23 protein-coding genes and 1 pseudogene are annotated in these 26,905 nt (G+C 50.5%); 12 read left to right on the top strand and 12 right to left on the bottom strand.

Translation table 11 applies throughout. The annotated features are described in order from the left end of the window. Positions 1 to 346: 346 nt before the first annotated feature. The 7 genes from mtnB to E0698_RS04785 all read right to left on the bottom strand — a co-directional run bounded on the left by mtnB (position 347) and on the right by E0698_RS04785 (position 7,722). Positions 347 to 997: a methylthioribulose 1-phosphate dehydratase gene (gene mtnB / locus E0698_RS04815; protein ID WP_192510803.1), complete on the bottom strand. Its 651-nt coding sequence runs from the start codon at positions 995 to 997 to the stop codon at positions 347 to 349. Next, complete coding sequence (locus tag E0698_RS04810; RefSeq protein WP_192510802.1) at positions 998 to 1,675, bottom strand: 2-hydroxy-3-keto-5-methylthiopentenyl-1-phosphate phosphatase; 678 nt, start codon at positions 1,673 to 1,675, stop codon at positions 998 to 1,000. Continuing rightward, a complete protein-coding gene (locus tag E0698_RS04805; RefSeq protein ID WP_192510801.1) occupies positions 1,672 to 2,883 on the bottom strand; it encodes a 2,3-diketo-5-methylthiopentyl-1-phosphate enolase in 1,212 nt (403 codons plus the stop codon). The genes E0698_RS04810 and E0698_RS04805 overlap by 4 nt, the downstream gene beginning before the upstream one ends. Next, on the bottom strand, positions 2,880 to 3,746 hold the full coding sequence (gene proC, locus E0698_RS04800; RefSeq protein ID WP_134913958.1) for a pyrroline-5-carboxylate reductase: 867 nt from the start codon (positions 3,744 to 3,746) through the stop codon (positions 2,880 to 2,882). Before proC ends, E0698_RS04805 begins: the two co-directional genes overlap by 4 nt. A gap of 39 nt (positions 3,747 to 3,785) precedes the next feature. Beyond that, the gene (locus tag E0698_RS04795; protein WP_192510800.1) at positions 3,786 to 5,078 is read right to left on the bottom strand and encodes a glutamate-5-semialdehyde dehydrogenase; all 1,293 of its coding nucleotides are present in this window, start codon (positions 5,076 to 5,078) and stop codon (positions 3,786 to 3,788) included. 18 nt (positions 5,079 to 5,096) lie between these two features. After that, positions 5,097 to 6,197, bottom strand: coding sequence for a glutamate 5-kinase (gene proB, locus E0698_RS04790; protein ID WP_192510799.1), 1,101 nt, complete (start codon positions 6,195 to 6,197; stop codon positions 5,097 to 5,099). A 343-nt stretch (positions 6,198 to 6,540) separates the two neighbouring features. Then, positions 6,541 to 7,722 carry a pyridoxal phosphate-dependent aminotransferase gene (locus E0698_RS04785; protein WP_192510798.1) on the bottom strand — a complete coding sequence of 394 codons (1,182 nt, stop codon included), beginning with the start codon at positions 7,720 to 7,722 and terminating at the stop codon, positions 6,541 to 6,543. A 176-nt stretch (positions 7,723 to 7,898) separates the two neighbouring features. On the opposite strand from E0698_RS04785, the gene E0698_RS04780 reads away from it, so the two are divergent. Beyond that, a complete protein-coding gene (locus E0698_RS04780; protein WP_192510797.1) occupies positions 7,899 to 8,717 on the top strand; it encodes a carbon-nitrogen family hydrolase in 819 nt (272 codons plus the stop codon). 79 nt (positions 8,718 to 8,796) lie between these two features. Then, positions 8,797 to 8,937, top strand: coding sequence for a hypothetical protein (locus E0698_RS04775; RefSeq protein ID WP_162833909.1), 141 nt, complete (start codon positions 8,797 to 8,799; stop codon positions 8,935 to 8,937). A 338-nt stretch (positions 8,938 to 9,275) separates the two neighbouring features. On the opposite strand, the gene E0698_RS04770 is transcribed toward E0698_RS04775, so the two are convergent. Then, the gene (locus tag E0698_RS04770; RefSeq protein WP_192510796.1) at positions 9,276 to 10,193 is read right to left on the bottom strand and encodes a LysR family transcriptional regulator; all 918 of its coding nucleotides are present in this window, start codon (positions 10,191 to 10,193) and stop codon (positions 9,276 to 9,278) included. A 257-nt stretch (positions 10,194 to 10,450) separates the two neighbouring features. Here E0698_RS04770 and E0698_RS04765 point away from each other — a divergent pair, with 257 nt between their 5' ends. From E0698_RS04765 to hydG, 10 genes and pseudogenes are all read left to right on the top strand, one after another. After that, entirely contained in the window at positions 10,451 to 12,052 is a 1,602-nt protein-coding gene (locus E0698_RS04765; RefSeq protein ID WP_192510795.1) for an ABC transporter substrate-binding protein, read from the top strand. Between the two features lie 4 nt (positions 12,053 to 12,056). After that, on the top strand, positions 12,057 to 13,055 hold the full coding sequence (locus tag E0698_RS04760; protein WP_273041342.1) for an ABC transporter permease: 999 nt from the start codon (positions 12,057 to 12,059) through the stop codon (positions 13,053 to 13,055). Continuing rightward, positions 13,052 to 13,918, top strand: coding sequence for an ABC transporter permease (locus E0698_RS04755; RefSeq protein WP_192510794.1), 867 nt, complete (start codon positions 13,052 to 13,054; stop codon positions 13,916 to 13,918). Before E0698_RS04760 ends, E0698_RS04755 begins: the two co-directional genes overlap by 4 nt. Next, positions 13,903 to 14,676: an ABC transporter ATP-binding protein gene (locus tag E0698_RS04750; RefSeq protein ID WP_238353861.1), complete on the top strand. Its 774-nt coding sequence runs from the start codon at positions 13,903 to 13,905 to the stop codon at positions 14,674 to 14,676. The genes E0698_RS04755 and E0698_RS04750 overlap by 16 nt, the downstream gene beginning before the upstream one ends. Then, positions 14,673 to 15,455 carry an ABC transporter ATP-binding protein gene (locus E0698_RS04745; RefSeq protein ID WP_149093646.1) on the top strand — a complete coding sequence of 261 codons (783 nt, stop codon included), beginning with the start codon at positions 14,673 to 14,675 and terminating at the stop codon, positions 15,453 to 15,455. The genes E0698_RS04750 and E0698_RS04745 overlap by 4 nt, the downstream gene beginning before the upstream one ends. After that, positions 15,442 to 16,512 (top strand): pyridoxal-phosphate-dependent aminotransferase family protein, encoded by a 1,071-nt coding sequence (locus tag E0698_RS04740; RefSeq protein WP_192510793.1) that lies wholly within the window; start codon positions 15,442 to 15,444, stop codon positions 16,510 to 16,512. Before E0698_RS04745 ends, E0698_RS04740 begins: the two co-directional genes overlap by 14 nt. Then, positions 16,502 to 17,638: an amidohydrolase family protein gene (locus E0698_RS04735; RefSeq protein WP_192510792.1), complete on the top strand. Its 1,137-nt coding sequence runs from the start codon at positions 16,502 to 16,504 to the stop codon at positions 17,636 to 17,638. Before E0698_RS04740 ends, E0698_RS04735 begins: the two co-directional genes overlap by 11 nt. Before the next feature lie 121 nt (positions 17,639 to 17,759). After that, positions 17,760 to 19,045, top strand: a pseudogene (locus tag E0698_RS04730) (alkaline phosphatase). 244 nt (positions 19,046 to 19,289) lie between these two features. Next, positions 19,290 to 20,333: a [FeFe] hydrogenase H-cluster radical SAM maturase HydE gene (gene hydE / locus E0698_RS04725; RefSeq protein WP_223264385.1), complete on the top strand. Its 1,044-nt coding sequence runs from the start codon at positions 19,290 to 19,292 to the stop codon at positions 20,331 to 20,333. Positions 20,334 to 20,397: 64 nt separating this feature from the next. Then, complete coding sequence (gene hydG / locus E0698_RS04720) at positions 20,398 to 21,810, top strand: [FeFe] hydrogenase H-cluster radical SAM maturase HydG (RefSeq protein WP_134913979.1); 1,413 nt, start codon at positions 20,398 to 20,400, stop codon at positions 21,808 to 21,810. Positions 21,811 to 21,922: 112 nt separating this feature from the next. Here the strand turns inward: hydG and hydF are convergent, their stop codons facing one another. The 4 genes from hydF to E0698_RS04700 all read right to left on the bottom strand — a co-directional run bounded on the left by hydF (position 21,923) and on the right by E0698_RS04700 (position 26,896). Next, a complete protein-coding gene (gene hydF / locus E0698_RS04715; RefSeq protein WP_192510791.1) occupies positions 21,923 to 23,176 on the bottom strand; it encodes a [FeFe] hydrogenase H-cluster maturation GTPase HydF in 1,254 nt (417 codons plus the stop codon). Continuing rightward, positions 23,163 to 24,611, bottom strand: coding sequence for an aspartate ammonia-lyase (locus tag E0698_RS04710; RefSeq protein WP_192510790.1), 1,449 nt, complete (start codon positions 24,609 to 24,611; stop codon positions 23,163 to 23,165). The genes hydF and E0698_RS04710 overlap by 14 nt, the downstream gene beginning before the upstream one ends. 1 nt (position 24,612) lies before the next feature. Beyond that, on the bottom strand, positions 24,613 to 25,203 hold the full coding sequence (locus E0698_RS04705; protein WP_192510789.1) for a 4Fe-4S dicluster domain-containing protein: 591 nt from the start codon (positions 25,201 to 25,203) through the stop codon (positions 24,613 to 24,615). Between the two features lie 187 nt (positions 25,204 to 25,390). After that, positions 25,391 to 26,896: a [FeFe] hydrogenase, group A gene (locus E0698_RS04700; RefSeq protein WP_238353860.1), complete on the bottom strand. Its 1,506-nt coding sequence runs from the start codon at positions 26,894 to 26,896 to the stop codon at positions 25,391 to 25,393. Positions 26,897 to 26,905: the final 9 nt, after the last annotated feature.

Raw genomic sequence — 26,905 nt, 5'->3', positions numbered from 1 at the left:
AGAGTTTATTAATAGCAGTGCAAAATAATATGCCGGGATTGTGACAGGATATGGTTGTCTGCGACGGCTACCATGCTGGCGTGCTTTTTAATGAGTTACAGCTACGAGCGGATACTTGTGAGCAATGGTTACTAAATAAATAACTAGAGACTCTATCCCGCATGTATAATCAGGTTGATTCCATAATGATACAAAGGCAGTCCGGGACTTTATTTACACGTCCAAGGCTGCCTTTGCATTTTAAAAAAGAGAACGCTCCCCCGCTCTCGCTGGGGCTACGTACTCTGTATTCACTTTGCACTTTCTAATTAAAACAGGCGCGCATGTAGCAAGTTGTTCTTCATTATTAAGGTCTCAGCAGCAGGGAGCGGTACGTCGTTTCAAACAAAAATTCAAACGCCTCCAGATGCTTTTTAGCCTCGAACACATCACGCCCCCACGCATAAATGCCGTGGTTGCGCAGCAAGATCCCCGGCACCTGATCATTCAGCACACCCGGCACCAGTTTGGCAATCGCAGCAATATCCGTGTAATTCGGCAGCACGGGAATGTCAATCGCGGCATTTTCCTCCCAAATGTTAAAGGCCTTAATGAGTTCAATGCCTTGTACAGGTACAGAGCCGCGTTCCCCGTAATATTCGGAAATGAGATTGTTGAAAACCGTATGCACATGGAAAACGGCTCCGCAGCCTGTCAGGCGGTAAATTTCGCAATGAATCAGCGTTTCGGCGCTCGGTTTGAGGTTCGTGGCTTCTGCCGCTTTTCCGAACTGGTCCACGAACAGAAAATCTTCCGGTGTCCGCTTGGTTTTATCCTTACCGCTGGCAGTAACTGCAAAATAAAATTGTTCAGGATGAAAATCCCCGATCCGTATCGACAAATTGCCGCTCGTGCCGGGGAACCAGTTGCGAGATGCGAATAGCTCCTTGATATCAGCGAGTTCTTCCAGTGCGCGGCGTTTTTCTTCCAACGTAATGTCTGCCAGGCTATAGCTCATTTACAGCACCCCTTGCTCCTGTTTTTGCTTTAAATCCTTAATAATGTCGTCAAATGTTTCAAAGGGCACATGGGGTACGCCCAACTCCTGACACTTTAAAGTCAGGTGCGAACGGGAGTACACGAGGTCAGCAATTTTGGCTCCTTCAAAATCCGTCAGGCTGTCCCCGATCAAAATTCGATCGTACTGTTTGGCAGGGTACTGACGAATTACAGTTGTTTTGCACATACCGCAATCGTTTGTACACGGCTCCTGACAGGGATGAGACCACGTAATTTCAATATGATCGCCGGAAAAATCGGATCCATTGCAGTAAACGTGATCCTGTGGAATGTCGAAAGGCTCCAGCAGGGGATCAATAAAGAAATCAATACCGCCGCTGGTGACAAAAAATTCAATATCCTGTTCACGTACATAGTCCAAAAAACGGGCAAAGCCCTCGCGTATACCAGCTTGTCCAAGTACATAAGAGATGATTTCATCTTTTTGCGTCGAGGGCATCAGAGCGAACATCGCACCCACGCCTTCACGAATGGACGTCTGTCCGTTCACAATATTATGCATAATCGGCTCATAGCCCGCAGGCTGAAAATGCTTCATAATGGCGACAATATTATCGCTGTTCGTAATCGTCCCGTCAAAATCGCAAAAAATGACAGGTTTCTTCGCTGTACTCATCGGTCGCCTCCCCACGTGTCGAGCGCGGATTGCAGCTCGGGGTGCGTGCGGGCGTATTCCGCCAGCGGCATAGCCTGACGCACAGCTTCAATCGCCTGCACAAAGGCGCGCCCACCTGCTTCGGTGCCGAGCGGATGGCCGTGAATGCCGCCCCCGGCGTTCACGACAACATCTGTGCCGAAATCACGCACAATTAACGGCACCAGGCCGGGGTGAATCCCTGCGGATGGCACAGGCATGCTGGCCTTCAGCGGCAGCTCAGGGGTGATCAGCTCATCGCGGATCGCCATGTTTTCCTCCCGTGGCATCGTAACCGAGCCGTAAGGAGAAGGGAAGAGGACGAGGTCGGCTCCTGCCAGTCGCATGAGCTGACCGAGCAGCACCGATGCCGAAATACCATAATGCGGCGAAGGATAAGCAGCACCCGCCAACGAAGGGTGGGCTGCAATCGGCACCGAGATAGCAGGATCGCTGCTCAGTTCATGCAGCACATCGTAGCCGTAGGCCAGCACGTTGAACAGCAGGGCATTTGCGCCTGCGTCGATGGCCTTGAGGGCTTGCGCTTTGAGCTGTGAGGTTGGTCCAGTTAAATTAGCGGCGTACAGCAGCTTTTTACCGGTTTCACTCTCAGCCGCTTCGGCGGCTCTGATGCAGACTTCGACGCGTTTTTCAATCGGCGTCAGCGTATTTTCAAATAAAATCTCGTCGTCCTTGATCAGATCGACGCCGCCCAGGGCTTGTCGGGTAAACTGCTCGCTCAACTCGTCCAGATTAAGACCAATCACTGACTTGAAAATGCTCATTAGCAGTGGACGGTCATATACGCCGAGCTGCTCACGCAAGCCGCTGATACCAAATTTCGGCCCCGGAAAAGCGGAACGGAATGCTTCCGAGAAGCCCAGCTTCGTCAGCTTGATACGGCCGTCCATCGAAATTTTGCCGAAGACCGTCACCAGCAGTGCGGGAATGTCCCGGCTGAAATTGACATCCGGGTAAGCGATGGTCAGGTCGGCATACCGTTCACCGGGCCCTCCATCGTGAACGTCCACGGATTGAACCGAGCCGAGCTGCTTTTGCATTGCGTCCCGCTTGGCTTGCGGAAGCTCGGTCCAGCTGCCCACCGTCATGCCGATGGCAATGGATTGGGCCTTTTTGTTAAAATCGGCTTTGTCATCGTATACCCGGTAGGTCGCCAAGCAATAGCTCATTCAATTCCCTCCTTTAGTACAGCTCCCATCTCACGGGATCGTACAGCACAACGCTGTACCGCTGCAATTACCGTTTCGTAGAAATCGCCTTTGTCCAGCGTTTCCAACGCAGCTACCGTGGAGCCGTTGGGTGACATGATTTTGTGGCGCAGGGCAGAAGGCTCCTCCCCGGTTTGTTGTACCATGCGTGCCGCTCCAAGCGCGGTTTGCACCGTCAGTTCGTGCGCTTGCTCAGGAGTCAAGCCGCCACGGATTCCTCCGGCAATCATGGCTTCCATCAAGTAGTAGACATAGGCAGGGCCGCTTCCGGAAATGCCGGTCAAAACATCCATTTTCTCTTCTTCTATAACCGTCACCGTACCCACAGATTCGAATATCGTAAGCACGTTTTTACGCTGGTCTTCGCTAATCTCCTTGGAAAAGCTGATGCCTGTGGCTCCCAATCCAATCGAGCTGGATGTGTTCGGCATCGTCCGGGCGATGGGCTGCTTGCGACCGAGCAACGTTTGCATCGTACGAATGGACAGTCCGGCGATCACCGAAATGATCAGTTGTCCATCGGACAGGAGCGGGCCGAGCTGTCCAAGGGCTTGTGCAGCATCTTTGGGCTTCATGGCAAGCACAATCACCGGAGAACGGCGCAGCAGCTCGGTTTTGGCGGCATCCTCGGTTTGGAACAACACCCCATATTGTTGTTGAAGTTCCTCCAGGCGAGCCTGATTGCTACGGTTGATGACGGTAATACCACCACGTTTGACAACGGAACGGGCCATCATCCCGCGAATAATAGCCTCTGCCATCGAGCCTGCTCCGAAAAACGTAATTTGCTCTTGAATTAAAGCCTTTGTTTGTGATTCACACATGGTTTCATAACCTCCAAGGATACGGATTGATAAATGATATTATTCCCTGATTTGTCCAGTACCGTACACACGATACTTGGTTGAAGTTAGCGCAGGCAGTCCCATCGGACCACGGGCATGTAATTTTTGCGTACTGATCCCGATCTCGGCACCAAATCCAAACTCAAAGCCATCCGTGAAACGGGTGGAGGCATTGTGATACACGGCTGCCGCGTCCACTTCTTGCAGAAAACGTTCGGCATGGGCTTCATCTGCGGTCACAATACACTCCGAGTGCATCGTACCGTACCGGGCAATATGCTCCAGCACTTCGTCCAAATGGTCTACTACCTTGACGTTCATAATGTAATCATTATACTCGGTGCCATAATCCTCTTCCGTGGCTGGAACAGCCCAGGGAGCCAGTTTCCGTGTCCGTGCGCAGCCGCGCAGCTCGACCCCGGCCTCACGGAAGCGTTCTGCTAAACTCGTCAGATGTGCCTGTGCATAATCCGAGTGAACGAGCAGGGTTTCCATGGAGTTACATACGGACGGTCTTTGCACCTTGGCGTTCAGCGTAATGGCCTCAGCCATTTGTGTATCCGCCGTAGCGTCCAAATAGGTGTGGCACACACCAGCTCCGGTTTCAATGACAGGTACAGTAGAATTCTGAACAACATTTTGAATAAGCGAGCGCCCGCCGCGTGGAATGATCACATTCAGCAAGCCGTTCAGCGTGAGCATTTCATTGACAGAGGCGCGGTCTGAATCTTCAATGAGCTGAAGCGCATCACGCGGTACAGCAGTTGTATCCAATGCCTGTTGGAGGACTTCAATGATTTTGCGGTTGGAAAATAGAGCAGCCGAGCCACCGCGCAGCACAACCGGATTTCCTGTTTTCAGACACAGGCCCGCAGCATCTACCGTCACATTCGGACGCGCTTCATAGATGATGCCGATGACACCCAGCGGCACGCGTATTTTTTCAATACGAAGGCCGTTTGGACGTTCGATATGCTCCAGCGTGTCACCGACCGGATCAGGCAGCTCCACAATTTGGCGTAAGCCTTCGGCGATGGACCCGATTCGGTCCTCAGTCAGCTTGAGGCGGTCGAGCAGCGATTCCGACGTTCCTAGTTCCCGTCCACGCTCTAAGTCGTTTTTGTTCGCTGCAATCAGCTCTTCCGTATGATTTACCAGTGCTTCAGCCATGGCGAGCAGCGCTTCGTTTTTTTGTGCTGTCGTCAGTCGGTTCATGACCCCGGCGCTTTTTTTGGCCAGAGTCGCTTTGGCGCGTACTTCACTGAACTGGCTTTCATCTGTTGTGGCTGTGTTCGTCGTTAATTCACTCATGTTACGGCCTCCCCGCATTTATAATGTAATCCATTCATCCCTGTGAATCACCTCAAGCCGGTGAATGGGGCCGATCTTGCCCACAACCTCGCCGCTTGGTAATCCTTGTACGCTTCGAAGCTGCCCATCGTCATAATTGACGATGCCGCGCCCCAATACCTTATTTTCCGGACCCAGCACCTCAACGACATCTCCGGCATGAAAGCTGCCTTCCACGCGCCGTACGCCAACGGGAAGCAGGCTATGACCACCATTCACCAGCGCTTCCTCGGCTCCCTGGTCTACATGCACCGTACCGAGCGGCGTCGACATGAAGCCAAGCCATTGTTTTTTCATCGGCAGGGAAGAGAGGTGGGTGTCAAAATAAGTCCCCGGCCCGTGTCCCTCCACGGCGGCATCCAGATCGCCGTCTGCGTTGACGCGTCCTACAAACACAGGCACACCGCCGCGTGTGGCGACTTTGGCAGCTTCGATCTTGGATCGCATACCGCCAGTCCCTACGGCTGACCCGGAACCTCCAGCCAATGCATAAATTTCCTCGGTAATCTCGTCGATGCGTTCAAAACGTACGGCGTTCGGATGCTTGCGCGGATCTGCCGTATATACGCCATCGGTGTCCGTAATGATAATCAGATGCTGCGCTTTGACCAGATTGGCAACCAGTGCGGACAGCATATCGTTATCGCCGAATTTCAATTCGTCAATCGACACAGTGTCATTTTCGTTAAAGATCGGGATAACCTGCTGGCGCAACAATTCTTCTACGGTCATTCCGGCATTGTTCATTCGTTTGCGGCTCAAAAAGTCACTACGGGTTAGCAGAACCTGCGCGATCACTAGGTCAAAATCTTTAAAAGCCTGCTCATAGGCTTGCATAAGCAGCGCCTGACCTACGGCTGCCGCCGCTTGTTTCTCATGCAGCAGTTTGGGGCGAAACGGGTACCCAATCTCCCGAAACCCGGCGGCGACTGCCCCTGATGTAACCAGCAGCACTTCATGGCCCTTTGAACGAAGTCCGGCGATTTCGCGGGCAAAATAAGCAATGGCTTCCCGATTCAAGCCCCCCTCGACTCCGGTTAAGGAGCTGCTTCCGATTTTAATGACGATTCGTGTTGACAAGACGTCCACTTCCTTAATTTGTACTCTTTTTATTATACAAAAAAAACTTTCATCCTTTGTATGCAAAGGACGAAAGTTTGTGCTTCCGCGGTACCACCTTCATTGATGATTCATGATCATCCCACTTGAAACCTGTTAACGGCAGGAACCGCCTGACTGCGCAGGGCGCTCGGGGATAGGAGTTGGGAGAGGGTCCAGGTAAATTCTTGCAGCCTATCGGAATTTACTCTCTGAACAGGACGGGTCTCTCTTAATAGTCCCTTCAACACGCTAAATGATATTGGTAACAGAATACCATGAAAAGGCCGGGTTTGGCAAAGAAGTTGTAGCTGGAAAATACGGCTTAACCAAACAGGCTCAGCTTGCCAATTCGTTCAACCGCCTCGGTCAGTCGAGCTTCCGAGCTTAGCAACCCCGCCCGCACATATCCTTCGCCGCCGTTACCGAAGCCAATCCCTGGAGCAACAGCCACCTTGGCTTCCCGCAGCAGCAGATCGGCAAAGGAAGCTGAGGTATAACCCTGCGGCACGGGCAACCAGCTAAAAAAGGAACCGCTCGGACGCATCGCCTTCCAGCCTATTTGCTCAAGTGCATCATAAAAAGCGTTGCGGCGCGATTCATAACGTGCAACCAGCTCGCCCACGCAGTCCTGCGAGGATGTCAGAGCGGTTGCCGCCGCTGCCTGAATGCCGCCAAACAGGCTTACATAAATATGATCCTGTAGCAGATTAATCATCGAGATTATTTCGGCATTGCCGAGCGCGAAACCGACGCGCCAGCCCGCCATATTGTACGTTTTGGACAGGGTATAAAACTCAATCCCTACGTCCTTGGCACCCTCGGCCTGAAGGAAGCTTACCGGACGTTCGCCGTCAAAACCTATAGCGCCATAGGCAAAATCACTGGCCACCACAATGCCATTACGCTTCGCAAATTCAACCGTTTCCTCATAGAAGGAAAGAGGTGCAGTGGCCGAGGTCGGATTATTCGGATAATTGAGGAACATCAGCTTGGCTCGGCGGCGGTCTCCCTCGGAAATAGCCTCATAATCGGGCAGAAAACGGTTCTCTCCCTTTAATGGGAGAAAGGACATTTCCGCTTTAGCCAGGGCTACGCCAGACCAGTAATCCGGATAGCCGGGATCAGGCACGAGACACACATCGCCGGGATTGAGTAAAATTTGCGGTAGCTGCACCAAGCCTGTTTTTCCGCCAAACAGGATGGCGACCTCAGTTTCCGGGTCAAGTGTCACACCGTAATCCTCCTGATAGCGCTGGGCCACGGCTTCCTTGAGAAAGCCGTAACCGCGAAAAGGCGAATATTTATGATACAGCGGGTTATCCGCTGATTCTTGCAAAGCTTTTACAATATGAAGTGGGGTAGGTGTATCCGGGTTCCCTTGCCCGAGATTAATGACATCATGCCCTGCCGCAATTTCACGGTTTACATTTTGTACGAGTGTGGCAAAAAATTGAGTGGGTAACTGTTTCATCACATCAGCGGAGGGGATGGAAAACTTACTCATCATTTCACACGACCTTTTGGAATAGTTTGAGGATTAATTTATCACGATTTAACCAAGTTGTATAGAGGGGATTGGTCTTATGCGGTTGCGTGGCCGAGCCTGATCGGGCTATGATGGGAGAAAATGCCGGACAAGCGATCACCGGAAGCTCCGGTTCACAGGGAGGATGAACGATTTTGACATATCATGAAGCTCAGCCGTTCAGTGTTGCACTCATACAAGCTCATATTGAGCTGGGGAATCCCCCGGAGAACCGCAGTCATATTCGTACGTTAATGGAACAAGCGATGACAGCCGAATTAAAGCCGGACCTGATTGTACTGCCGGAAATGTGGAACACGGGGTATGCGCTGGACCGCATTCATGAGCTGGCGGACCAGGAAGGAGCGGAAACCCGCGAATGGATATCGGCATTCGCATCTACTCATCAGGTGAACGTGGTAGCCGGATCTATCGCGGAGAAGAAAAGCGACGGTCATGTGTACAATACGATGCTCGTTTTTGACCGATCCGGTGCAGAGGTTGCTTCGTATTCCAAGATTCATTTGTTCCGGCTTATGGATGAAGAAAAATATTTGCAGCCTGGCGAGGAAAAGGTTTTATTCGCGCTGGATGGAGGGATTCAGGCGGGTGCGTCGATCTGCTACGATATTCGTTTTCCCGAGCTAGCCCGCAGTCTGGCCCTGTCTGGCGCAAATGTGCTTGTCGTACCTGCGGAATGGCCACATCCCCGGCTTCATCACTGGCGTACGTTGCTGACTGCACGGGCCATTGAAAATCAAATGTACGTCATCGCCTGTAACCGGGTAGGACGCAGTGGAGATACGGATTTCTTCGGGCATTCTCTCATTATTGATCCGTGGGGAGAAATCATTGCCGAGGGCGGAGAGCAGGAGGACATCATCACAGGAACAATTGAGTCAGCCTTGGTGCAGGACGTACGTGGGCGTATTCCAGTATTCGAGGACCGTCGTCCTTCTCTGTATGACCGTTAAATAAATATTACCGTTCCTGTTTCAGATACAGCCCATAGGTGTATTATAATAGTATCCCGACACCAGGAGGTTGATAACGATGGATAACCAAAGTAGATCCGAACTGGCGAATAGGGATGGCCTGTCACGGCCGAGAGGCTTAAATAGACAGGTTGTCGGCAATAATCACGAAATGGGCTATGATCAGGATAAAAGTCCACCAGATTCAGGGCGACCCTGATCACGATAAGGCGAGGATAGGCACTTTGGGATCACACAGCACATTGGAACTGAGGTAGGACATTCTTGGGAAACCAGGGCATGAGACCTTATGGAAAGAAGTGATGCGGGATGGATAAAGTGGAGTTTCCGAGCAAGGTTAAGGTAATCAGGCGAGGCTGACATGGAATTCAAGGGAACATAATAAGGTTCGTTGAAACCAGGTGGAGCAGCATAGCAACATTGTAATCGAACCTAATGGAACTGAACATTAAATGTGTAATGTATAGGGGTGTAGCCCCGGGACCGTCTTCTTCTCTGGCTTTGGCTGGGGAGGAAGACGGTCTTTTTACGTGAGAACTACTTTTGGGAAAGCTGCTTGACCGTTTCGCGGAAAGTTTCAATAAAAGCCTCGGCGGCTTTGGATAAATAACGCCCATTCCGATACGCAATAGCCAGCGTGCGGCTTGGTGTCGGTTCAGCCAGTGGCAGCAATGCTGGAACAAACTCGCTGCTGGCGGCCCGGGCGATAAAACGAGGCACGAGTGTCACCCCCATCCCTGTCGCTACGAGCGATTGGAGGGTTTCCATATTGGTGCTTTCAAACACCACATTCGGCTCAAAGCCCGCTTGATGGCACAAGTCCATCGTCAGCTTTCGGAAGCCTTGCCCTTTTTTCAGGACGACAAACGGTTCGTCTTTCAGCTCTTCCAGATGCACTGGCTGTGGCTGGTCACCGATTTTGCGCAGAGCCAGCGGGTGACCCGGGGGAACAGCGAGATCAATCCATTCTTCACCGATAGGCACATAGGAAAGTGTCGGCTCTACTAACGGGAGAGAAAGCAGGCTGAGATCGGTATCGCCGCTGGCTGTTTTTTTCTCCAGATTCATGGATGAATCCTCAACCAAAACAATTTCAATGTCCGGATGAGCTTTTTTAAATACAGGCAACACATGTGGCAGCAAATGGGAACCCGTGATAGGCATACTGCCGACGACGACCTTACCTTTGCGCAGCTGAGAAATATCGTCCATTTCCTGCCGGAGCTGCTCGACTGCATCGACGATCTTTTTCGCTTGTTCCACAAAGCTTGCTCCTGCATGCGTTAATTCCACCGCACTTGTATTGCGTTGAAATAACAGGACCCCTAGCTCTTTCTCCAGCTTGGACAATTGCTGGCTCAGGGAAGGCTGAGCAATGTGCAGTTTTTCTGCTGCACGTGAGAAGTTTTTTTCCGCTGCAATTTGCAGGGTGTATTGAAGCTGTCTGAATTCCATCGAGTTTCGGACTCCTTTTATCATCGTATCTTATAAGATTTACCTATTACATCATAGAGTGATTATACAATATTTCAATCAAAATCCCAATCCCAATGAACTCCATGTGTTCACAAGCTGGAAAATCCCTATGCTTACTTTTATCTATGAATTTTTAAATTATGGTATTTAATTCTGTTTGACATGGCAAATGGGTTCATCCATAATACTATTCATATTAAAACAATATGTTTTATTGGGGAAAAGGGGAAAATGGGATGTCCAAACTTATTGTATCTTTTAGGAAGCCGTTTTTGGTTGGATCTTTAGTATTTCTTTTATTGGTTCTCGTGGCAGGATGCTCCGGCTCCAAAAATGATGCAGGTAAAAATACAAACGCAACTAACCCAAGCACAACCGCTGATCAACCCGCGGAAGGGGGAACCTTTACATATGGCCGCCCGGCTTCCGTAACCTCGTTTGATTTGCATAATCAGATTACATCCAATAATGCTTTTGCTATCGACAAAGTATTTGAGCCGCTGGTCGCCTTTAACAGTGATGGAAAGATTGTGGATTGGCTTGCAGAGTCGCACAGTATAAGCGCAGATGGTTTAACCTATACTTTTGTTTTGCGCGATGGCTTGAAATTTTCAAACGGAACCGGAGTTACTGCCAAGGACGCGGTTTTTTCAATTCAGCGCCATTTGAATGTAGGAGGTCCTCTTGCAATAGCGGCAAAGGTGGCTTCGCTTTCGGCTAAAGATGAAAAAACACTCGTAATTAAGCTTAAAGCGCCGTATACGCCGTTTATTTCTGAACTCTCAAACTTTTCCAATGGTATCCTTCCAAAGGATTTCGGCGGTGTCTCGGAAAAAGAATTCTTCAAGAATCCGGTCGGTACTGGTCCCTTCGTCGTTAAGAAATGGGATTCTGCCGGTGATCTTACTTTCAGCAAAAATAAATACTATTGGCAGAAAGGCAAGCCCTATATCGATGAACTTGTCTACAAGCTTATTGAAGATGACAGCCAAGCGATTAACCAGCTGAAGGCTGGCGCGATAGATGCTATTGAGTCTGTAGCTCTTGAAAATGTAAATGAATTAAAACAAGGCACTGATACCAAGGTGGCGACCAATGGAAGCTGGGTGACAGAGCAATTGTTCTTCAATACCCTGGACGAGCATTTTTCGGATGTGCACGTTCGTCGTGCGCTGGCGTTGGCTCTTGACCGTAATGGATTGACCAATGCGGTTACCTTTGGTTTCGCAAAGCCAGCCAATTCGCTTTTGCCGCCAGCCATTCCCTACAACACGAACGATACGATTAAAGCGCTCAGCTTTGATACGAACGCTGCCAAAGCAGAGCTTGCAAAATCAAAGTTCCCTAATGGGTTTTCTACAAAATTGCTCATTGCCTCTGGAAACAACTCAAGAACTCAGGAGGCACAGATTATTCAGGCGGCCGCCAAAACGATCGGCATAGACATCCAAATCGAATCTGTTGAGTTGGCCTCATTCCGCGAGCGTTTCTTTGCCTATGATTTTTCGGCAATGATCAACAGCGGACAGGCGGATTCTCCAGAAGCCAACTCGATCCTCGCTTTCCAGACAGACCCGGAAGGCTTTAGCAAATCGTACTGGACTCATTACACGAACAATGAAGTTACCAAGCTCCTGCACGAGGGGCAAAAAACACCTGATGGGGAAGAACGTGCAGGAATTTACGCCAAGCTTCAACAAATCCTTGCAGATGAAGTGCCTTACATCCCACTTTATTATCCGGATATTCTGAAAGGTGTTCGTTCTTCCATTGATGGCCTGGTCGTGCTTCCCAATAACAGTGTTCGTTTTGAAGATGTACGTGTGAAAGGTAATTAGATCCTTGGCGGCCCACAATATATTTAAAAAGTCTGCCGGATTGTCTGCAAATCTAACTTCCCCACACAGATGGCTTGTGCGCGCTATGATAAGAGCGGCATCAGTAGTCATCTGTGTGGTGGTGGCAGTCTTCTTCATCATAAGGCTGGTGCCGGGAGACCCCGCCAAAATGATTCTGGGGGAATACGCCACAGCTGAGGCTATTGAGAGTATGCGTCACAGGTTGGGGCTGGATCGTTCTCTTTGGGAGCAGTTTATAGGCTTTGTGCACAATATCTTTACACACGGTGATACCGGGGTTTCGATTGTTTTTGAGACTTCTTCAAGAGAATTGATTGCAGAGCGCGCTCCCGTGACGCTGCTGCTCATTGCAATGACCTGTCTTTTTGCCATCATTTTTTCGCTGGTGCTGGCCACCCTTGCGGCAACACATAAAGACGGACTGCTTGATCATATGATACGCATCTTGCCTGCTGTAACGCTCGGTATGCCGATTTTTTGGGTTGGACTGCTTCTGATTCTGGTATTTAGCGTTCGGCTTCGCTGGTTTCCCGTCGGGGGAGTCGGCGAGGGTTGGCTTGGAATCTTATACAGTCTCGCGCTACCTGCGATCACTGTCGGATTGTCGCAAATTCCCTCCCTTGTTCGTTCTTTAAGAGCGCAGATGCTGGAAGTGCTGGAATCGGATTTTGTTGTGACCTTGAAGGCTGCGGGAATCCCCGCCCGGGTCATACTGGTGAAGCATGTCCTGCGCAATTCCGCACTTCCCGCTCTTATGCTGCTTGGCGTAAACATTGCCTACCTGATGGGCGGCACGTTGGTAATTGAACAGGTTTTTGGCCTCAAGGGTATCGGAAGCCTGTTATTTTCAGCCATTTCAAACCGGGATTTTCCTGTGATACAGGGGATTGCTCTTTATTGTGCGATATCAGTGGTCATCATCGGCTTCGTGATTGAGGTTGCTTCTGGGTATCTTGATCCCAGGACGAAAGGAGAACAATGAAACGCACGCAATTAGATCTTCAGATTCAGAAGGCCGGCAGGAGCAACAGCTCTTGGGGAAAAATACTAAATACTCCATCTCTTTTATGGGGCAGTATTATGTTTGCGTTACTCATAGGTATTGCAGTGTTCGCACCGGTTATTAGCCCCTACCAGCCTTCTGATCAAAATATTTCGGCAACTTTACAACCCCCGTCCTTCGAACACTGGCTGGGAACCGATCAACTGGGGCGTGATTTGTTTACACGGCTGATCTATGCCGCACGGACTGATTTGAAGATTATGGTGCTGGCGGAGATCATCCCTTTTTGTATGGGGGTGTTTCTGGGAATGCTTGCCGGGTATTATGGTAAATGGGTAGACACGGTTATCACGCTTTTGACCGATACGTTTATTGCGTTCCCTTTTTATTTGATTGTCATTATCGTGGCGTTTGCAAGCGGTACGGGTGAACAGGGGATATATATTACGTTTGCTCTCGTTGGCTGGATCGTATACGCTCGTGTGGTCAAGGGTCTTAGCGCATCCTTTCGCAAGCAGGAATGGATAGCCGCTGCCAAGACACTGGGAATCCCGAATATTAAAATCATACTGCGCCATCTTCTGCCGAATGTGCTACCGCAAGCAGTGGTAGTGCTTATGACGGATATGGCTGTTCTGCTTGTGGCCATTGTTACGCTAGGCTATCTCGGTATCGGCATTGCGCCGCCAACTCCGGATTGGGGAACGATGATTTCTGATGGGCAGCCCTTTATCTCTACAAAGTGGTGGCTTTCAGCCATCCCGGGCTTTGCGGTGGTATATACGGGGATAGCCTTATCCCTTGTGGGCGATGGGCTGGCAGATATATGGAGAAGAAAATGAATGCTATGAATCCAATTTTAGAAGTGGAAAATTTGTCGCTCAGGACGCGGTCGAATCATCAATTGGTCACCGATGTTAGTATTACAGTTGAAGCGGGCGAAAGCATAGGACTTGTGGGGGAATCCGGATCGGGAAAATCGCTCACCCTGCGCTCCATCATAGGGTTGCTTCCCTCCGGTATTGAACAGGTTGGCGGGAATATCAGGAGCAATGGCAGATGCGCAATGATTTTTCAAGACCCGATAAGGGCGCTTGACCCTCTCTGCCCGGTGGTCCGGCAGCTTGCCGAGGTTGTGTACTACAGGCAGAAGGTGAGCCGGAAGGTCGCGCGTACAATAGCTTTGGAATTGCTTGAAATGCTTGGTCTTCCCGATTCCTTAAAGCATACTGACCGTTACCCCCGCCAGCTTTCAGGCGGCCAGTGTCAACGTATTGTTATTGCGATGGCTTTGGCGTGCAAGCCGGGCATCCTTCTTTGTGATGAGCCAACAACAGCGCTTGACGTAACGGTTCAACGGCAAATACTTGACGTTATTTCAAGTCTTCAAAAGGAGCTGGGTTTTGCCATGGTATTTGTTACGCACAATCTTGCCGTAGCTTCCTCGATGTGCTCAAAGCTTTGCGTTATGAAAGAGGGAAGAATCGTAGAGCAGGGAGACACCTTGCCCCTTTTACAAAACCCGCAAAATCCGTATACGCAGATGCTGATAAACTCAGTGCTTCCTCTCCCGGATCTTGAAAGGAGCGTTGATTTATGAAAACAGCCATGCGGATAGAAAATATAACGGTTGCTTATGGTAAGTTTACCGCGCTTGATCAAGTAAGCCTGGAGTTGCAGGAGCGTACCACGCTTGGTCTTGTGGGAGAATCGGGTTCAGGAAAGTCTACCCTCGCGCGGGTAATAGCCGGGCTGATCGCCCCGGATGAGGGCCGGATCATGCTGGGTTCTCAGGTGCTGGGCAAGCGACGAAGCCGGGAGCAGCATAAAAGAATACAAATGGTTTTTCAAAACCCGGATTCCTCGCTTAATCCAAAGCATACGATCAGGCAAATCCTTGCCGAAGCCTTGCTTTTTCACAAGATTGTTGACCGCGCTCAAGTGGACAAGAGATGTAGGGAACTTCTTACACGTGTTCACATCGATGAAAGAGCCCTTGGCAGATTCCCTCACGAATTTTCCGGTGGTCAACGTCAGCGGATAGCGATTGCACGCGCATTAAGCGTTGAGCCAAGCATACTTATCGCAGATGAACCAACGAGCGCACTGGATGTTTCGGTACAACGGAGTATGCTGGAACTCTTGAACACGCTCAAATCGGAGCTTAATCTTACGATGCTTTTTATCTCTCATGACCTGGGTGTTATCAATGCGATAAGCGATATTGTTGCTGTAATGCGGCAGGGAAAGCTGGTTGAGATCAGCCCTAAGGAGAAATTCTTTTCTCATCCTGAAACGCCCTATAGCCGTGAGCTTTTGTCCGCTGTACCCAAGATGCCAATATCCAATTCTGCAGGAGGTATTTATGAGTCAAAATAATAAAGGATTTGTGCCTCTTACAATATCGGAGTTTGATACGCTAACTAACTTGCTCTCCAAACTCCTGTCCACCCAAGAATCCCCGGTAATCATACCGGGCGAGGCGATCCTGGGAATTGAAGCCATAGCAGCAGGCATAGCTGCGCCCAACCGTACAATTCTAAACATTGTGACAGGTCCCTATGGAACGATTTTTGGTAACTGGCTTGCGCGTGGCGGAGCAGAAGTCATCGAACTCAAAACATCTTTTGATGAAGTGGTAACCGTAGATGAAGTCGCCGAAGCGATTGAACGATATAACCCATGCGTGCTTTCTTTCGTGCAGGCAGAAGTAGTCACAGGAGGCTCCAATCCAACAAGGGAAATATTGGAGCTTGCGCGCCGGTCAAACCTCATAACCGTGATAGATTCAGTGTCGGCAATCGGGGGCGAACCGGTGCTTATGGACGAGTGGGGAATTGATTTTGTAGCTGTGGGCGCGCAAAAAGCACTATCCGGGCCTAACGGGATCAGCGCTGTGGGGATTTCTCCCCGTGGCTGGGAGTTTCTGGCCTCCAACGAAAATGCGCCGCGCAATTCCATTCTGTCTTTGCTTGACCTAAAGCGTCCTCATGATAGTGCGACTCCCTTACGGGTTCCTCCCAACATCCCTGTTTTGGAAGCCCGGGCGCTTATAGAGGCCTTAAAGCTTATTGAAGAAGAAGGTCTGGAAGCGGTCAACCGCCGTCATCGTTTAACTACGTCCGCTGCAATTGCTGGCATTACAGCCTTGGGCCTTGAACCGTGGCAGCGGAACAAAGACAGCTACTCAACGTTGACTACAACGGTTCGGATTCCTCAAGGCGGCCATTTCAATATCGAACAGCCCATAGGCATTGTCGCACCCGGAGACGGAGAATTGCATCATAAACTCTTACGTATTAACCATTTTGGAGCGAAGGCAAATCAGCAAAGCGTTGAAGAAGCCATCCTGACGCTTGCAGAGCTTATGCATCAAGATCCTGATCTTGCGCTGGCGGCCCAAAGGTCAATCTGGGGGAATAAAGATGGGAAATAACATTCAAAAAGAGCTAACATATCATAATATATTTGTGGCGGGGATTGATGGGAAACGATTCGATATTACGATCAGCAATGGTCGTTTTTCGTCCATTGCAGAGTCCGTATCTCCGTACGCGCAACAAAATAGTCCAGATGGCGATTTATGGATCAGCCCCGGCGTAATTGACCTTCATACCCATTTGGCATGGACGGATTTTGATCATTCTGACCAGGAGAAGCGCGATGAACTGGAGATCGAAGTGTTGCAGGCGCAAGCCTTTGAGGCCACTCTCCGGGCTGGTGTGACTTCAGTGCGTGATGCAGGCGGGCTTTTGCCAAGCACTGTTCAGCATATCAGTCAGCATTACAGCCAGCCTTTAAGAGTTTACACCTGTGGTGATATGCTTGGAGTCGGAGATGCACGAGGTCTTAAGCATTTGGAACGGCGGGTAACAGAAATTAAGAATTCCGGGGCAAGCTGGATTAAGATTCTTGCAACGGGGGGGCTAGGGGCGTCGCCAGATACAGTGCTGAACCCGATTTTTTCTGAGGAAGAATTCTTTTTTATTGTTCGCAGCGCCCATGCACGCAACCTGAAAGTCATGGTTCATACCTGGGGCGGACCTACTGTAGACTGGTCTATTGCCGCTGGTGTGGAATCTATAGAGCATGGAATGTATTTGACCGAGGCTCAGGCCAACCGGCTTGCGCAATCAAGGACAGCCTTTGTGCCTACTGCTTCCATTTATCGTATTGCTGCGGACCCGTCTGGAGTTCTTTCACTTGACAGGGAAATTTGTGATCGCGCCGCCCGCGCCGCCGAAGCCCACCCTAAAGCCGTTAGCTATGCCAAAAGAGCAGGCGTACGAATTGCGTTCGGTACAGATTTTGCCACACCTTCGTTACATGGACGCAACCTCGAGGAATTAGACACACTCATAGACTGTGGATTAACTCGAAAAGAGGCCTGGCAGGCTGCCACGGAGTTCGCCGCTGAAATTTTGGGATATGGGGACAGATTGGGACGTATAAAAGAGAACTACACTGCAGATACAATCCTTTTTAATGCTGATCCATACAAGTCACAAAACGCCAAAGCACTGCGTGAAAGTATCGTATCGGTAATTACAGGGGCAATTTGAGTGAGACCAATACTCCAGAGAGCATCTTTAATATAGTTAGACAATTCCCTTAACATTTTCCTGACAAAATATGATTAATCTTAGTTCTGGTTGCACAATAAAGTTTCTGGGAGGAAATTGAATGTTAAAATGTTGGGGGGATACATACGAAAAAATCGGTGGCTGTACTTGTAGCGGCGACTATGATGTTAGCAGTAAGCAGCGGAACGGCGATGGCAGTCGAAAAGGACACGTCGATTAAAAATGTAATTATTCTCATTCCGGACGGTATGGCTAATGATGCCACTGCACTGGCTAGATGGTATAAAGGTTCTTCCTTAACGTTAGACAGCATGGCAAGTGGCATGGTGCGCACGCATTCTGCGGATGCTCCGATTGCGGATTCCGCTCCGGCGGGTACTGCTTTTGCCACAGGACACAAATCGCACACGGGCTATGTAGGCGTCCTTCCGGACGAAGCGACCATGCCTGGACAACAAGCGATTGCAGCGGGTGACGCCAAAAAGCCCGTAGCTTCCATTCTAGAGGCTTCCAAGCTGGCAGGGAAATCGACTGGGATTATTGCTACCTCGGAGATTATGCATGCCACTCCGGCCGATTTTACCGCCCACTACCCTGATCGTAAAAATTATGATGCACTCAGCATGCAGCAAGCCTATAACGGGGAGTGACGTGCTTTCGTTTGACGATGCTGTGAAGGTCGCTTTGGACTACGCCAAGCAAAACCAAAATACCATTGTTGTAGCAGTAACAGATCACGGAAACGGTGGATTGACGATTGGCAGCAGCAATACAACAGGCAATTATGACAAAACGCCATTAGCTTCTTTTATTGATCCGCTGAAAAAAGCGAAGCTGACAAGTGAAGGCTTGGAAGCCAAGCTGAATGCAGATCGCAGCAACATAAAAGAAGTGCTGTCCACGTATTTTGGCATTACGGATCTGACAGATGAAGAAGTAAAAACGATCAAAGATGCCAAAGAAGGCAGCATGAACTATGCGGTCGGACCGATCATTAGCAAACGCGCAAATATTGGCTGGACTACAGGAGGTCATACGGGTGGTGATGTTGTACTGTACACGTATGCGCCGAACGGAGATCGTCCATCAGGCGTGATCGACAACACGGATGTCAATAAATACATGACACGTGTGCTCGGACTGGATTTGGATACCGTGAGCAAGCAATTGTTTGTTCCTGCAAAAACTGCTTTTGAAGCAAAAGGTGCCAAGTTCACTGCGGACACGAAGGTGATTACAGTGACGAAGGGCAGCAACAAGCTGGAGCTTCCGGTATACAAAAATATCGCCACGTTGAATGGTAAAAATACAGCACTGAACGGTGTTGTCGTATATAACGGCGTTGATTACTTTGTACCACAGCAGGCGGTTGATTTGATTCAATAATAAACATGATTAGAGCTGTTTCTTCCATAGAGGAGGAGACAGCTTTTTTGTTGCGGTAAATATGTATTTTTTGCGGCAGATGCTGGAGTTTACATTCAGAAAATGGGATTTTTTGTGAAGCAAGTCACGTTCTATTCCCACCGATGTTGCTAGAATAATACATGTACGGTACAAGCTGCTGACGACGTGGAGTCCAGAGGGACAAGGGAAGAAGGGATGAGTCACGGACGAATTATTACTGCGTCTGGCTGAAGGCAAGGAATGGACGCATACGGAAATGACGGAGCTGCTGGCACGTCTGGAGGAAGAACCAACGGTGCGGGCACAGTTACGAAAATTGGCAGCTCGCATCAAAATGGAGCGTTACGGCAAAGGTGTTTTTTTACGTGGATTAATTGAATTCTCCAGCATATGTCGTCAGGACTGCATGTATTGCGGGCTACGTGCCTCGAATAAACAGGCGGATCGCTATCGTTTGCGACCGGAAGAAATTTTGGCCTGTTGCGCGGAGGGGTATGAGCTGGGATATCGGACCTTTGTACTGCAAAGCGGCGAAGATTACTGGTTCACGGCAGCACGGCTGGCGAAGCTGATTCGGGAGATCAAAAGCCGTTTTACCGATGTGGCGGTTACATTGTCTATTGGTGAACGGGATGATGAAACCTATGAGCTACTATACGAGGCGGGGGCGGACCGCTTTTTGCTACGGCATGAGACAGCTTCACCGCATTTGTACGCCAAGCTGCATCCGACGATGACGATAGAAAGCAGGCGCAGTCGACTCCTCGCGTTGCAGCGAATCGGATTTCAGATCGGGGCTGGATGTATGGTGGGGTTGCCCGGACAAACGAACAGTGATTTGGCAGACGATTTGGTCTATTTGCACAGTCTATCGCCGGATATGATCGGGATTGGTCCGTTTTTACCGCATAGCAACACGCCGCTCCGGGATGCCGGTCAGGGAAGCATGGAAAAGGCACTGGATATCGTTTCGTTGTCCCGGTTGGTCGTCCCAGACGCGCTAATTCCAGCATCCACGGCGATGGGAACGATTCATCCCCAAGGCCGGGAGAAGGCGCTTCAGGCAGGGGCGAATGTAGTTATGCCCAATTTGTCACCACTCGCGGTGAGGCCGAAGTATGCCATTTATGAAAATAAAATATGTTTGGGCGATGAATCTGCCCAATGCAGACATTGTCTGGAGCTGCGTATCCGTGGAGCGGGGTTTGAAGTCGATATGGGGCGTGGCGATAGTCTGAGGGTACAACGACAGCTCATGAGTCAATAAAAGAAACATAGTTAACCATAAGGATTTTGCGAAATCCTCACCATAATAAGGGAGATGGATCTACGTGAGTGAAGTACGGGAGAAAGTGTCGGCGGATTTCATTAATGAGGCAGAGATTATGGCAGCGGTGGAGCAGGGAAAGCAGGAAGCAACAGATCGCAACCGTATTTTAGACATTTTGGAGAAGGGAAGAGCTTGCCGGGGGTTGAGTGCAACTGAAGCGGCGGCTCTTTTGCATGTGGATGATCCTGAACTACTGGAAGAAATGTTTAGATCCTCACGGGCGGTGAAAGAGCAGATTTACGGCAATCGGATTGTGCTGTTTGCTCCCCTATACGTAAGTAACCACTGCGTCAATAACTGCGAATACTGTGGCTATAAGCATACCAATGACAGCTTTACCCGCAGCCGTTTGACGCCGGAGGAACTGGTCGAGGAGGTCAGAGTGCTTCAGGAGTTGGGGCATAAGCGCCTCGTACTGGAAGCGGGGGAGGATCCGCTCAATTGTCCGATTGATTATATCGTCGATTGTCTGCGTCAGATCTATGAGGTTAAAGTGGACAATGGCAGCATACGCCGAATCAACGTCAATATTGCTTCCACAACCGAAGAAGACTATCGGAAGCTGGCAGAGGTAGGAATTGGTACGTATATTTTGTTCCAGGAAACGTATCATCGCGAAAGCTACCGCAAATATCATCTTCAAGGGCCAAAACGGAATTATGACTGGCACACGACTGCCATGGACCGCGCTATGCGAGCAGGGATAGACGATGTGGGTATTGGTGTGTTGTATGGTTTATACGATTTTCGTTATGAGACGATAGCTATGCTTAAGCATGCTGAGCATCTGGAGGAAGTGTTTGGCTGTGGTCCTCACACGGTTTCGGTTCCACGGTTACGTCCGGCTGAAAATGTGGATCTGGATCGCTATCCGTATTTGGTCGACGACGAGGATTTTATGAAAATTGTGTCCGTTCTCCGGCTGGCTGTTCCTTATGCAGGTATGATTTTGTCTACACGTGAAGAACCGGAATACAGAGACCGTGTTATTGGTCTGGGTGTGTCACAAATTAGTGCAGGTTCAGCTACGGGTGTAGGGGCATATGCAAAACAGGATACGGAAGATAAACCTCAGTTCGAGGTCGGGGATCATCGTTCGCCGATGGAAATCATCAAAAGTCTGTGTCGTGGCGGATATATGCCAAGCTATTGCACAGCCTGCTATCGCGAAGGAAGAACCGGAGATCGGTTCATGGAGCTTGCTAAATCAGGGCAGATTCACAATGTATGCCAGCCGAATTCGCTGCTGACTTTTCAGGAATTTCTGTTGGATTATGGAGATGAAGAGGCACGTGAGCTGGGAGCTGAAGCCCTGCGTGATAATTTGGAGCGTATCCCGCGTGAGTCGGCACGCCGTTTGACACTTGATAAGCTGGAACGCTTAGAAGCGGGCGAGCGGGATTTGTATTTTTAGAATATCGACCTTCTCTTTGGAATTGGGCAAATAAAAAGCAGCCGCGTGAGAATCAGCGCGGCTGCTTTTGCGTGTATGGGGCGGAATTTGTTGCTTCAATGATTCGTCTCATTCAGGAATGGTTGCCAGCACCAACGGCTTGCTCCCATGCCAGCATAGCGGATGGGAAGCATTCGATGGCACGGGGGAAGACTCCCTGAACATAGGCGATGAAAATACCATAGTTCACAATGGGTACCCCGGCGGCTTCCGTTTCTGCCATCCGGTGCAGCATGGTACGTCGATTGAGCATGCAGGCCCCGCAGTGAATAACCAGCGCATATTCGCTCAGATCGGCAGGAAAGCTGGAACCGGATGCGTGCTCGATGATGAGACGTTTGCCTATCGTTTGACGGAGCCAACGGGGGATTTTCACACGACCGATATCGTCAGACTGACATTGGTGCGTGCAGGCTTCAGCAATGAGTACGCGGTCACCATCCTTGAGACGGTCAATGGCTCTTGCACCTCGTACGAGTTCGTCAAGGTCACCTTTATGACGGGCGAACAGGATGGAAAAGGAAGTCAGGGGCACATCCTTGGGAGTGTCTGCTGCTACCTTCATAAAAGCCTGTGAATCGGTAATGACCAAGCGAGGCTTGCGTCCCAATTGCTCCAGCGTTAGTCGTAGCTCATGCTCTTTGGTCACTACGGCGATGGCGTCGCTCTCCAACGTATCACGGATCGTTTGCTGCTGTGGCAGAATCAGCCGGCCTTTGGGCGCAGCTTTATCGATCGGAACGACCAGCACGACAAAATCGCCGGGTGACAGCAGGTCACCAACGATACGGAAACGATCCTCATTTTGGGGAAGGGCATCAATGATGGCTTTTTTCAGTTCCGCGTCTCCCCATAGCTTAGAGGCACTGAAAGGAATGAGGGGTAAATCCAGTTCAGCCTTTAGGGTTGCGGTCATTTTCTCTGCCTCTGCCAAGATGTCCGTCTTGTTTAATACACCAATGACGGGAATCTTCTTGGCATACAGCTTTTCGAGTAGCCCATGTTCAAATGCGCTAACCCCAACAGCAGCATCGATGACTAGCAGCGCCAGATCCGTGCTATTTAATATTTCTAGCGTTTTGTTGCGGCGCAGCGCTCCGATCTCACCCTCATCGTCCAGTCCGGCGGTATCCACCAGAACAATGGGGCCAGCAGGGAGCAGCTCCATCGGCTTGAAAACCGGGTCCGTGGTCGTTCCTCCTACGGGAGATACCACGGCGGCGGGCTGGCCGGTCAGGGTGTTCAAAATGCTGGATTTGCCAGCGTTGCGGCGACCGAGCAGGGCGATGTGCGGTCGGCTGCTACGGGGGGTATCATTCATTCCCAACGTGAATTCCTTCTTCCTGCCCTGGAATTCCGGGCTTAGTTACTGTATAGGGATGACACAATTGCTCAATGCGCGAGCGTGTCAGCAGACCGCGTTCTTCGGCAATATCCTCCGGTGCGTGGCCCTCGGCAATGGCTGCTGAGGCGATGGAGGCAGCTTCATCATAGCCAAGCTCCGCGACCAGCGCAGAAGCCATCACAGCGGAGTTACGCAGGTTATCTGAACAGCGTTCCTCGCTTACGATCAGACCGCGCACACATCGTTCCTCGAACAGCCGAACCGAACCGTCCAGAATATGTAGCGATTCCAGCAGCGATTCGGCAATCAGCGGCAGGAACGCGTTCAGCTCTAGCTGCCCGGAGGCAGCCGCCATCGTAATCGCTGCATCTTCGGCTATCACGCGCAACGCCGTTAGTCCGGCCAGTTCAGCCATCACCGGGTTAACCTTGCCGGGCATAATGGATGATCCGGCCTGAACTGGAGGCAGAGTGAACTCGCCAATACCGCCGAGAGGACCGGAGGCCAGCAGGCGAAAATCGCCTGATATTTTGAACAGGTTCACAGCGGCGGCTTTGAGCAGACCGGATACCTCCACAAAGACATCCATATTCTGAATCGGGTCCATCGGGTGGTCACTTCGGGATAGCCCAAAGCCAGTCTCGTCCGCCAGCTTCTCGACCATCCGATAGCTGTAAGCGCGAGGCGCATTCATGCCTGTGCCAATCGCCGTACCACCAATAGGGATTTCCCGCAGCCGTTCCTCGGCTTTGTAAAGACGCCAGCGGTCACGTGCCACAGCCTTTGCATAAGCGCCAAAGCCTTGCCCCGCCATCATGGGCAGGGCACCCATTAGCTGTGTGCGACCTAGCTTGAGCAGATCGGCATATTCCGATTCTTTGTGCTGTAAAGACTCCTGTAACGAAGCCATCGCATCGCATAAGGGGCGAAGCAGTCGAATGGCTGCAATTCGTAATGCTGTGGGATAAACATCGTTCGTGGACTGGCAGCAGTTCACATCATCCAACGGATGTACCAGCTCGTACTGTCCGGGTTTTCCACCAAGCCGCATAATCGCCAAATTAGCAATGACCTCATTGACGTTCATGTTGGTGCTGGTGCCTGCACCGCCCTGCAGGGCATCGACTGTAAACATATCCAGATGCCGTCCGGCGAGCAATTCATCGCAGGCGTCTATCATTGCAGCCGCCCGGTGGGGAGGGAGCCGTTTCTGCTCACAGTTCACTTGAGCGGCTGCCTTTTTTACCAGCACGAGAGCGTGAATCAGCTTCCGGTTCACAGGTCTGCCGCTGACCGCAAAGTTGTTCATCGCACGTGCGGTATGAATGCCGTAATAGGCATTGGCGGGAATCTCCATTTCCCCTAGCGCATCCCGCTCGGTCCGCGTATCCTTTTGCAGGGGAAGGGCTTCAGTCATGTCAGAGACCCGTTGCCGGAATGCGCGTCATATGCAGTAACTGGCGTGCGCTCGCAGCTCGCTTTTCCTCAACACGGGCGTGAATCAGATCTGGCTCAACCAGCTTGAGGGCACGTGTTGGGCATTTTCCAATGCAGGCGGGACCACCCTCTATGCCTTCACACAGATCACATTTGCTGGCAATCATGCGTTCCTTGGGCTGCAAACGCCCTGACACATTGGTGTACAGTCCGTCCTGAACTACAGCTCGCCCGTCCCGATATTCGGGTACCATGGTAATGGCGCCGTAAGGGCAGGCGATCATACAGGTTTTACAACCGATACAGCTCTCGCTGTTAATGAGAATACAGCCGTCCGCGTTTGTAATGGAGCCGTTCGGGCAAGCGTTGGCACAAGGAGCATCCTCACAGTGACGGCATTGGACAGGGGCAGTGACTCCAATGGATTTAATAACCTTCAGACGTGGGTGAAAATGAAATTCGTCATCTGGCGAGATAAAAGGGTTACCTGCTGAATGTGCGATGACACATGCGATTTCACAGGTACGACAACCGATACACTGATCGGGATCAGCTAAAACAAAACGGTTCATACAACTCGACTCCTTTCTAACTAACGACAAAATACAATGGATACCGTATCAAAAAAAGTTTTAAAATGCAGTTTTTGTTGGTTCAGAACATGATGAGCACAGGATGAACACGGATAAGACTCAGTAGCCTCTTATTAAGCATGGAGAGGCAGGATGCCGCCATGGTTCACCCTTTTAACTTAACGTGCTAATGAATGGAGTTACCTGTATTCTCTTTAGCGGGAGCATCACAGCTACGGCTTTGCTTGCCTGGTCCGCGCTTTTGGAAGGTCGTGTGCAGCAGATGATGCGATACATGACCAAGCGGCTCACCTAAAAATTCATCGTACAGCTTAATAATGTGAGGATTTTCATGCGATTTTCGCACCTGAAGCCCCGCATCATGTCCATAAATAGAGGATTTGCGTGCACGGTAAGCTTCAATCCGGTGTTTTTCCAGCATGAGCTTGGGTTGACCGCCTCCGCTAATACATCCGGCAGGACAGCCCATTACCTCAATAAAATGATAATCACATTCGCCTGCCTGCACACGATCCAGCAGCCCATAGGCATGTTGTAGCCCCGCGACCACCGCTACCTTAAGTTGTAGCTCGCCCACCTGAACCTCCGCGACTCGAATGCCTTCCTCACCGCGAACAAAATCCAGTTGGAGTTTCGGTAGCTTTTCATTCGTCAGCAGCTCATAACCTGTACGGATGGCGGCTTCCATAACGCCTCCGGTTACACCAAAAATGGACCCTGCTCCTGAATAACGTCCTAGCGGTGAATCGAATTCTTCATCTGGCAGATTCATAAAATCAATGCCGCTTTTCTTGATCCAGTATGCCAGTTCACGCGTTGTCAGTACCTCATCCACGTCACGGTACCCGTCGGATTCCATTTCAGGACGATCACATTCGAATTGCTTGCAGGTACAAGGCATGATCGCAACGCTATAAATGTTCGCAGGTTCCACCTCGTCCAGTTGTGCACCATAGGTTTTGACCAGCGAGCCTAGCATTTGCATTGGGGATTTGCAACTGGATAGATGGTCCAACAGATCGGGATATTCAATTTCGGCAAACCGAACCCATGCCGGACAACAGGAGGTAAACATCGGTAGCGGCCCACCTTCGGTTACACGACGAATCAGTTCGGTACCTTCCTCCATAATGGTGACATCAGCTCCAAAGTTGGTGTCATATACCCGGTCAAAGCCCAGACGGCGCAGAGCTGCGGCCATTTTACCTGGCGTGAGCGTGCCAAATGGCATACCAAATTCCTCCGCGATTGAAACGCGAATGGCTGGAGCACATTGGACGATTCGAAACTGTCCCGGTTTCGTCATCATGTCGGTCACCTTATTCAGGCTACCGCTATAATAGGCAGCGAATAGCGGTTCTCCGATGTCAGCAGGCATATCGCGCTCACGCATACGCTCCTGACGTCTGCTTGCGGCTTCCTGTGGAGATGAATCTGCCCAATCGGATGCGTATACGCTGCATATTTGTACACACTGGCCACAGATCACGCAACGGTCTGCATTCACGGTTTGCGGCTCTCCGGGCTGTCCTTCTATGGCATCTACCGGACAAACCCCTGCACAGCGTCTACACCCGGTACACATACTGGGGTCAATATGAATAATGGGGTTGGTGCAATCTGTCGTCTCCATACAAGGAGCCGAAGAGGCATTGTTAGTTGTTATGGACATCTTATTTCT

Source organism: Paenibacillus sp. 23TSA30-6, from assembly GCF_014858585.1.
Classification (GTDB): domain Bacteria; phylum Bacillota; class Bacilli; order Paenibacillales; family Paenibacillaceae; genus Paenibacillus.
Note: the sequence above shows the minus strand (reverse complement) of the source record. Positions and strands in the feature narration are given on the sequence as shown.

What these genes read in the sequence shown, in the direction of transcription:
- E0698_RS04740 (WP_192510793.1), top strand. Translation starts at nt 15,442, where the DNA reads ATGAGTCAAAATAATAAAGGATTTGTGCCTCTTACAATATCGGAGTTT.
- mtnB (WP_192510803.1), bottom strand. Translation starts at nt 997, where the DNA reads ATGAGCTATAGCCTGGCAGACATTACGTTGGAAGAAAAACGCCGCGCA.
- E0698_RS04700 (WP_238353860.1), bottom strand. Translation starts at nt 26,896, where the DNA reads ATGTCCATAACAACTAACAATGCCTCTTCGGCTCCTTGTATGGAGACG.
- E0698_RS04750 (WP_238353861.1), top strand. Translation starts at nt 13,903, where the DNA reads ATGGAGAAGAAAATGAATGCTATGAATCCAATTTTAGAAGTGGAAAAT.
- E0698_RS04775 (WP_162833909.1), top strand. Translation starts at nt 8,797, where the DNA reads ATGGATAACCAAAGTAGATCCGAACTGGCGAATAGGGATGGCCTGTCA.
- E0698_RS04785 (WP_192510798.1), bottom strand. Translation starts at nt 7,722, where the DNA reads ATGAGTAAGTTTTCCATCCCCTCCGCTGATGTGATGAAACAGTTACCC.
- E0698_RS04795 (WP_192510800.1), bottom strand. Translation starts at nt 5,078, where the DNA reads ATGAGTGAATTAACGACGAACACAGCCACAACAGATGAAAGCCAGTTC.
- E0698_RS04765 (WP_192510795.1), top strand. Translation starts at nt 10,451, where the DNA reads ATGTCCAAACTTATTGTATCTTTTAGGAAGCCGTTTTTGGTTGGATCT.
- E0698_RS04710 (WP_192510790.1), bottom strand. Translation starts at nt 24,611, where the DNA reads ATGACTGAAGCCCTTCCCCTGCAAAAGGATACGCGGACCGAGCGGGAT.
- proC (WP_134913958.1), bottom strand. Translation starts at nt 3,746, where the DNA reads ATGTGTGAATCACAAACAAAGGCTTTAATTCAAGAGCAAATTACGTTT.
- E0698_RS04745 (WP_149093646.1), top strand. Translation starts at nt 14,673, where the DNA reads ATGAAAACAGCCATGCGGATAGAAAATATAACGGTTGCTTATGGTAAG.
- E0698_RS04755 (WP_192510794.1), top strand. Translation starts at nt 13,052, where the DNA reads ATGAAACGCACGCAATTAGATCTTCAGATTCAGAAGGCCGGCAGGAGC.
- E0698_RS04705 (WP_192510789.1), bottom strand. Translation starts at nt 25,203, where the DNA reads ATGAACCGTTTTGTTTTAGCTGATCCCGATCAGTGTATCGGTTGTCGT.
- E0698_RS04735 (WP_192510792.1), top strand. Translation starts at nt 16,502, where the DNA reads ATGGGAAATAACATTCAAAAAGAGCTAACATATCATAATATATTTGTG.
- E0698_RS04810 (WP_192510802.1), bottom strand. Translation starts at nt 1,675, where the DNA reads ATGAGTACAGCGAAGAAACCTGTCATTTTTTGCGATTTTGACGGGACG.
- E0698_RS04805 (WP_192510801.1), bottom strand. Translation starts at nt 2,883, where the DNA reads ATGAGCTATTGCTTGGCGACCTACCGGGTATACGATGACAAAGCCGAT.
- E0698_RS04770 (WP_192510796.1), bottom strand. Translation starts at nt 10,193, where the DNA reads ATGGAATTCAGACAGCTTCAATACACCCTGCAAATTGCAGCGGAAAAA.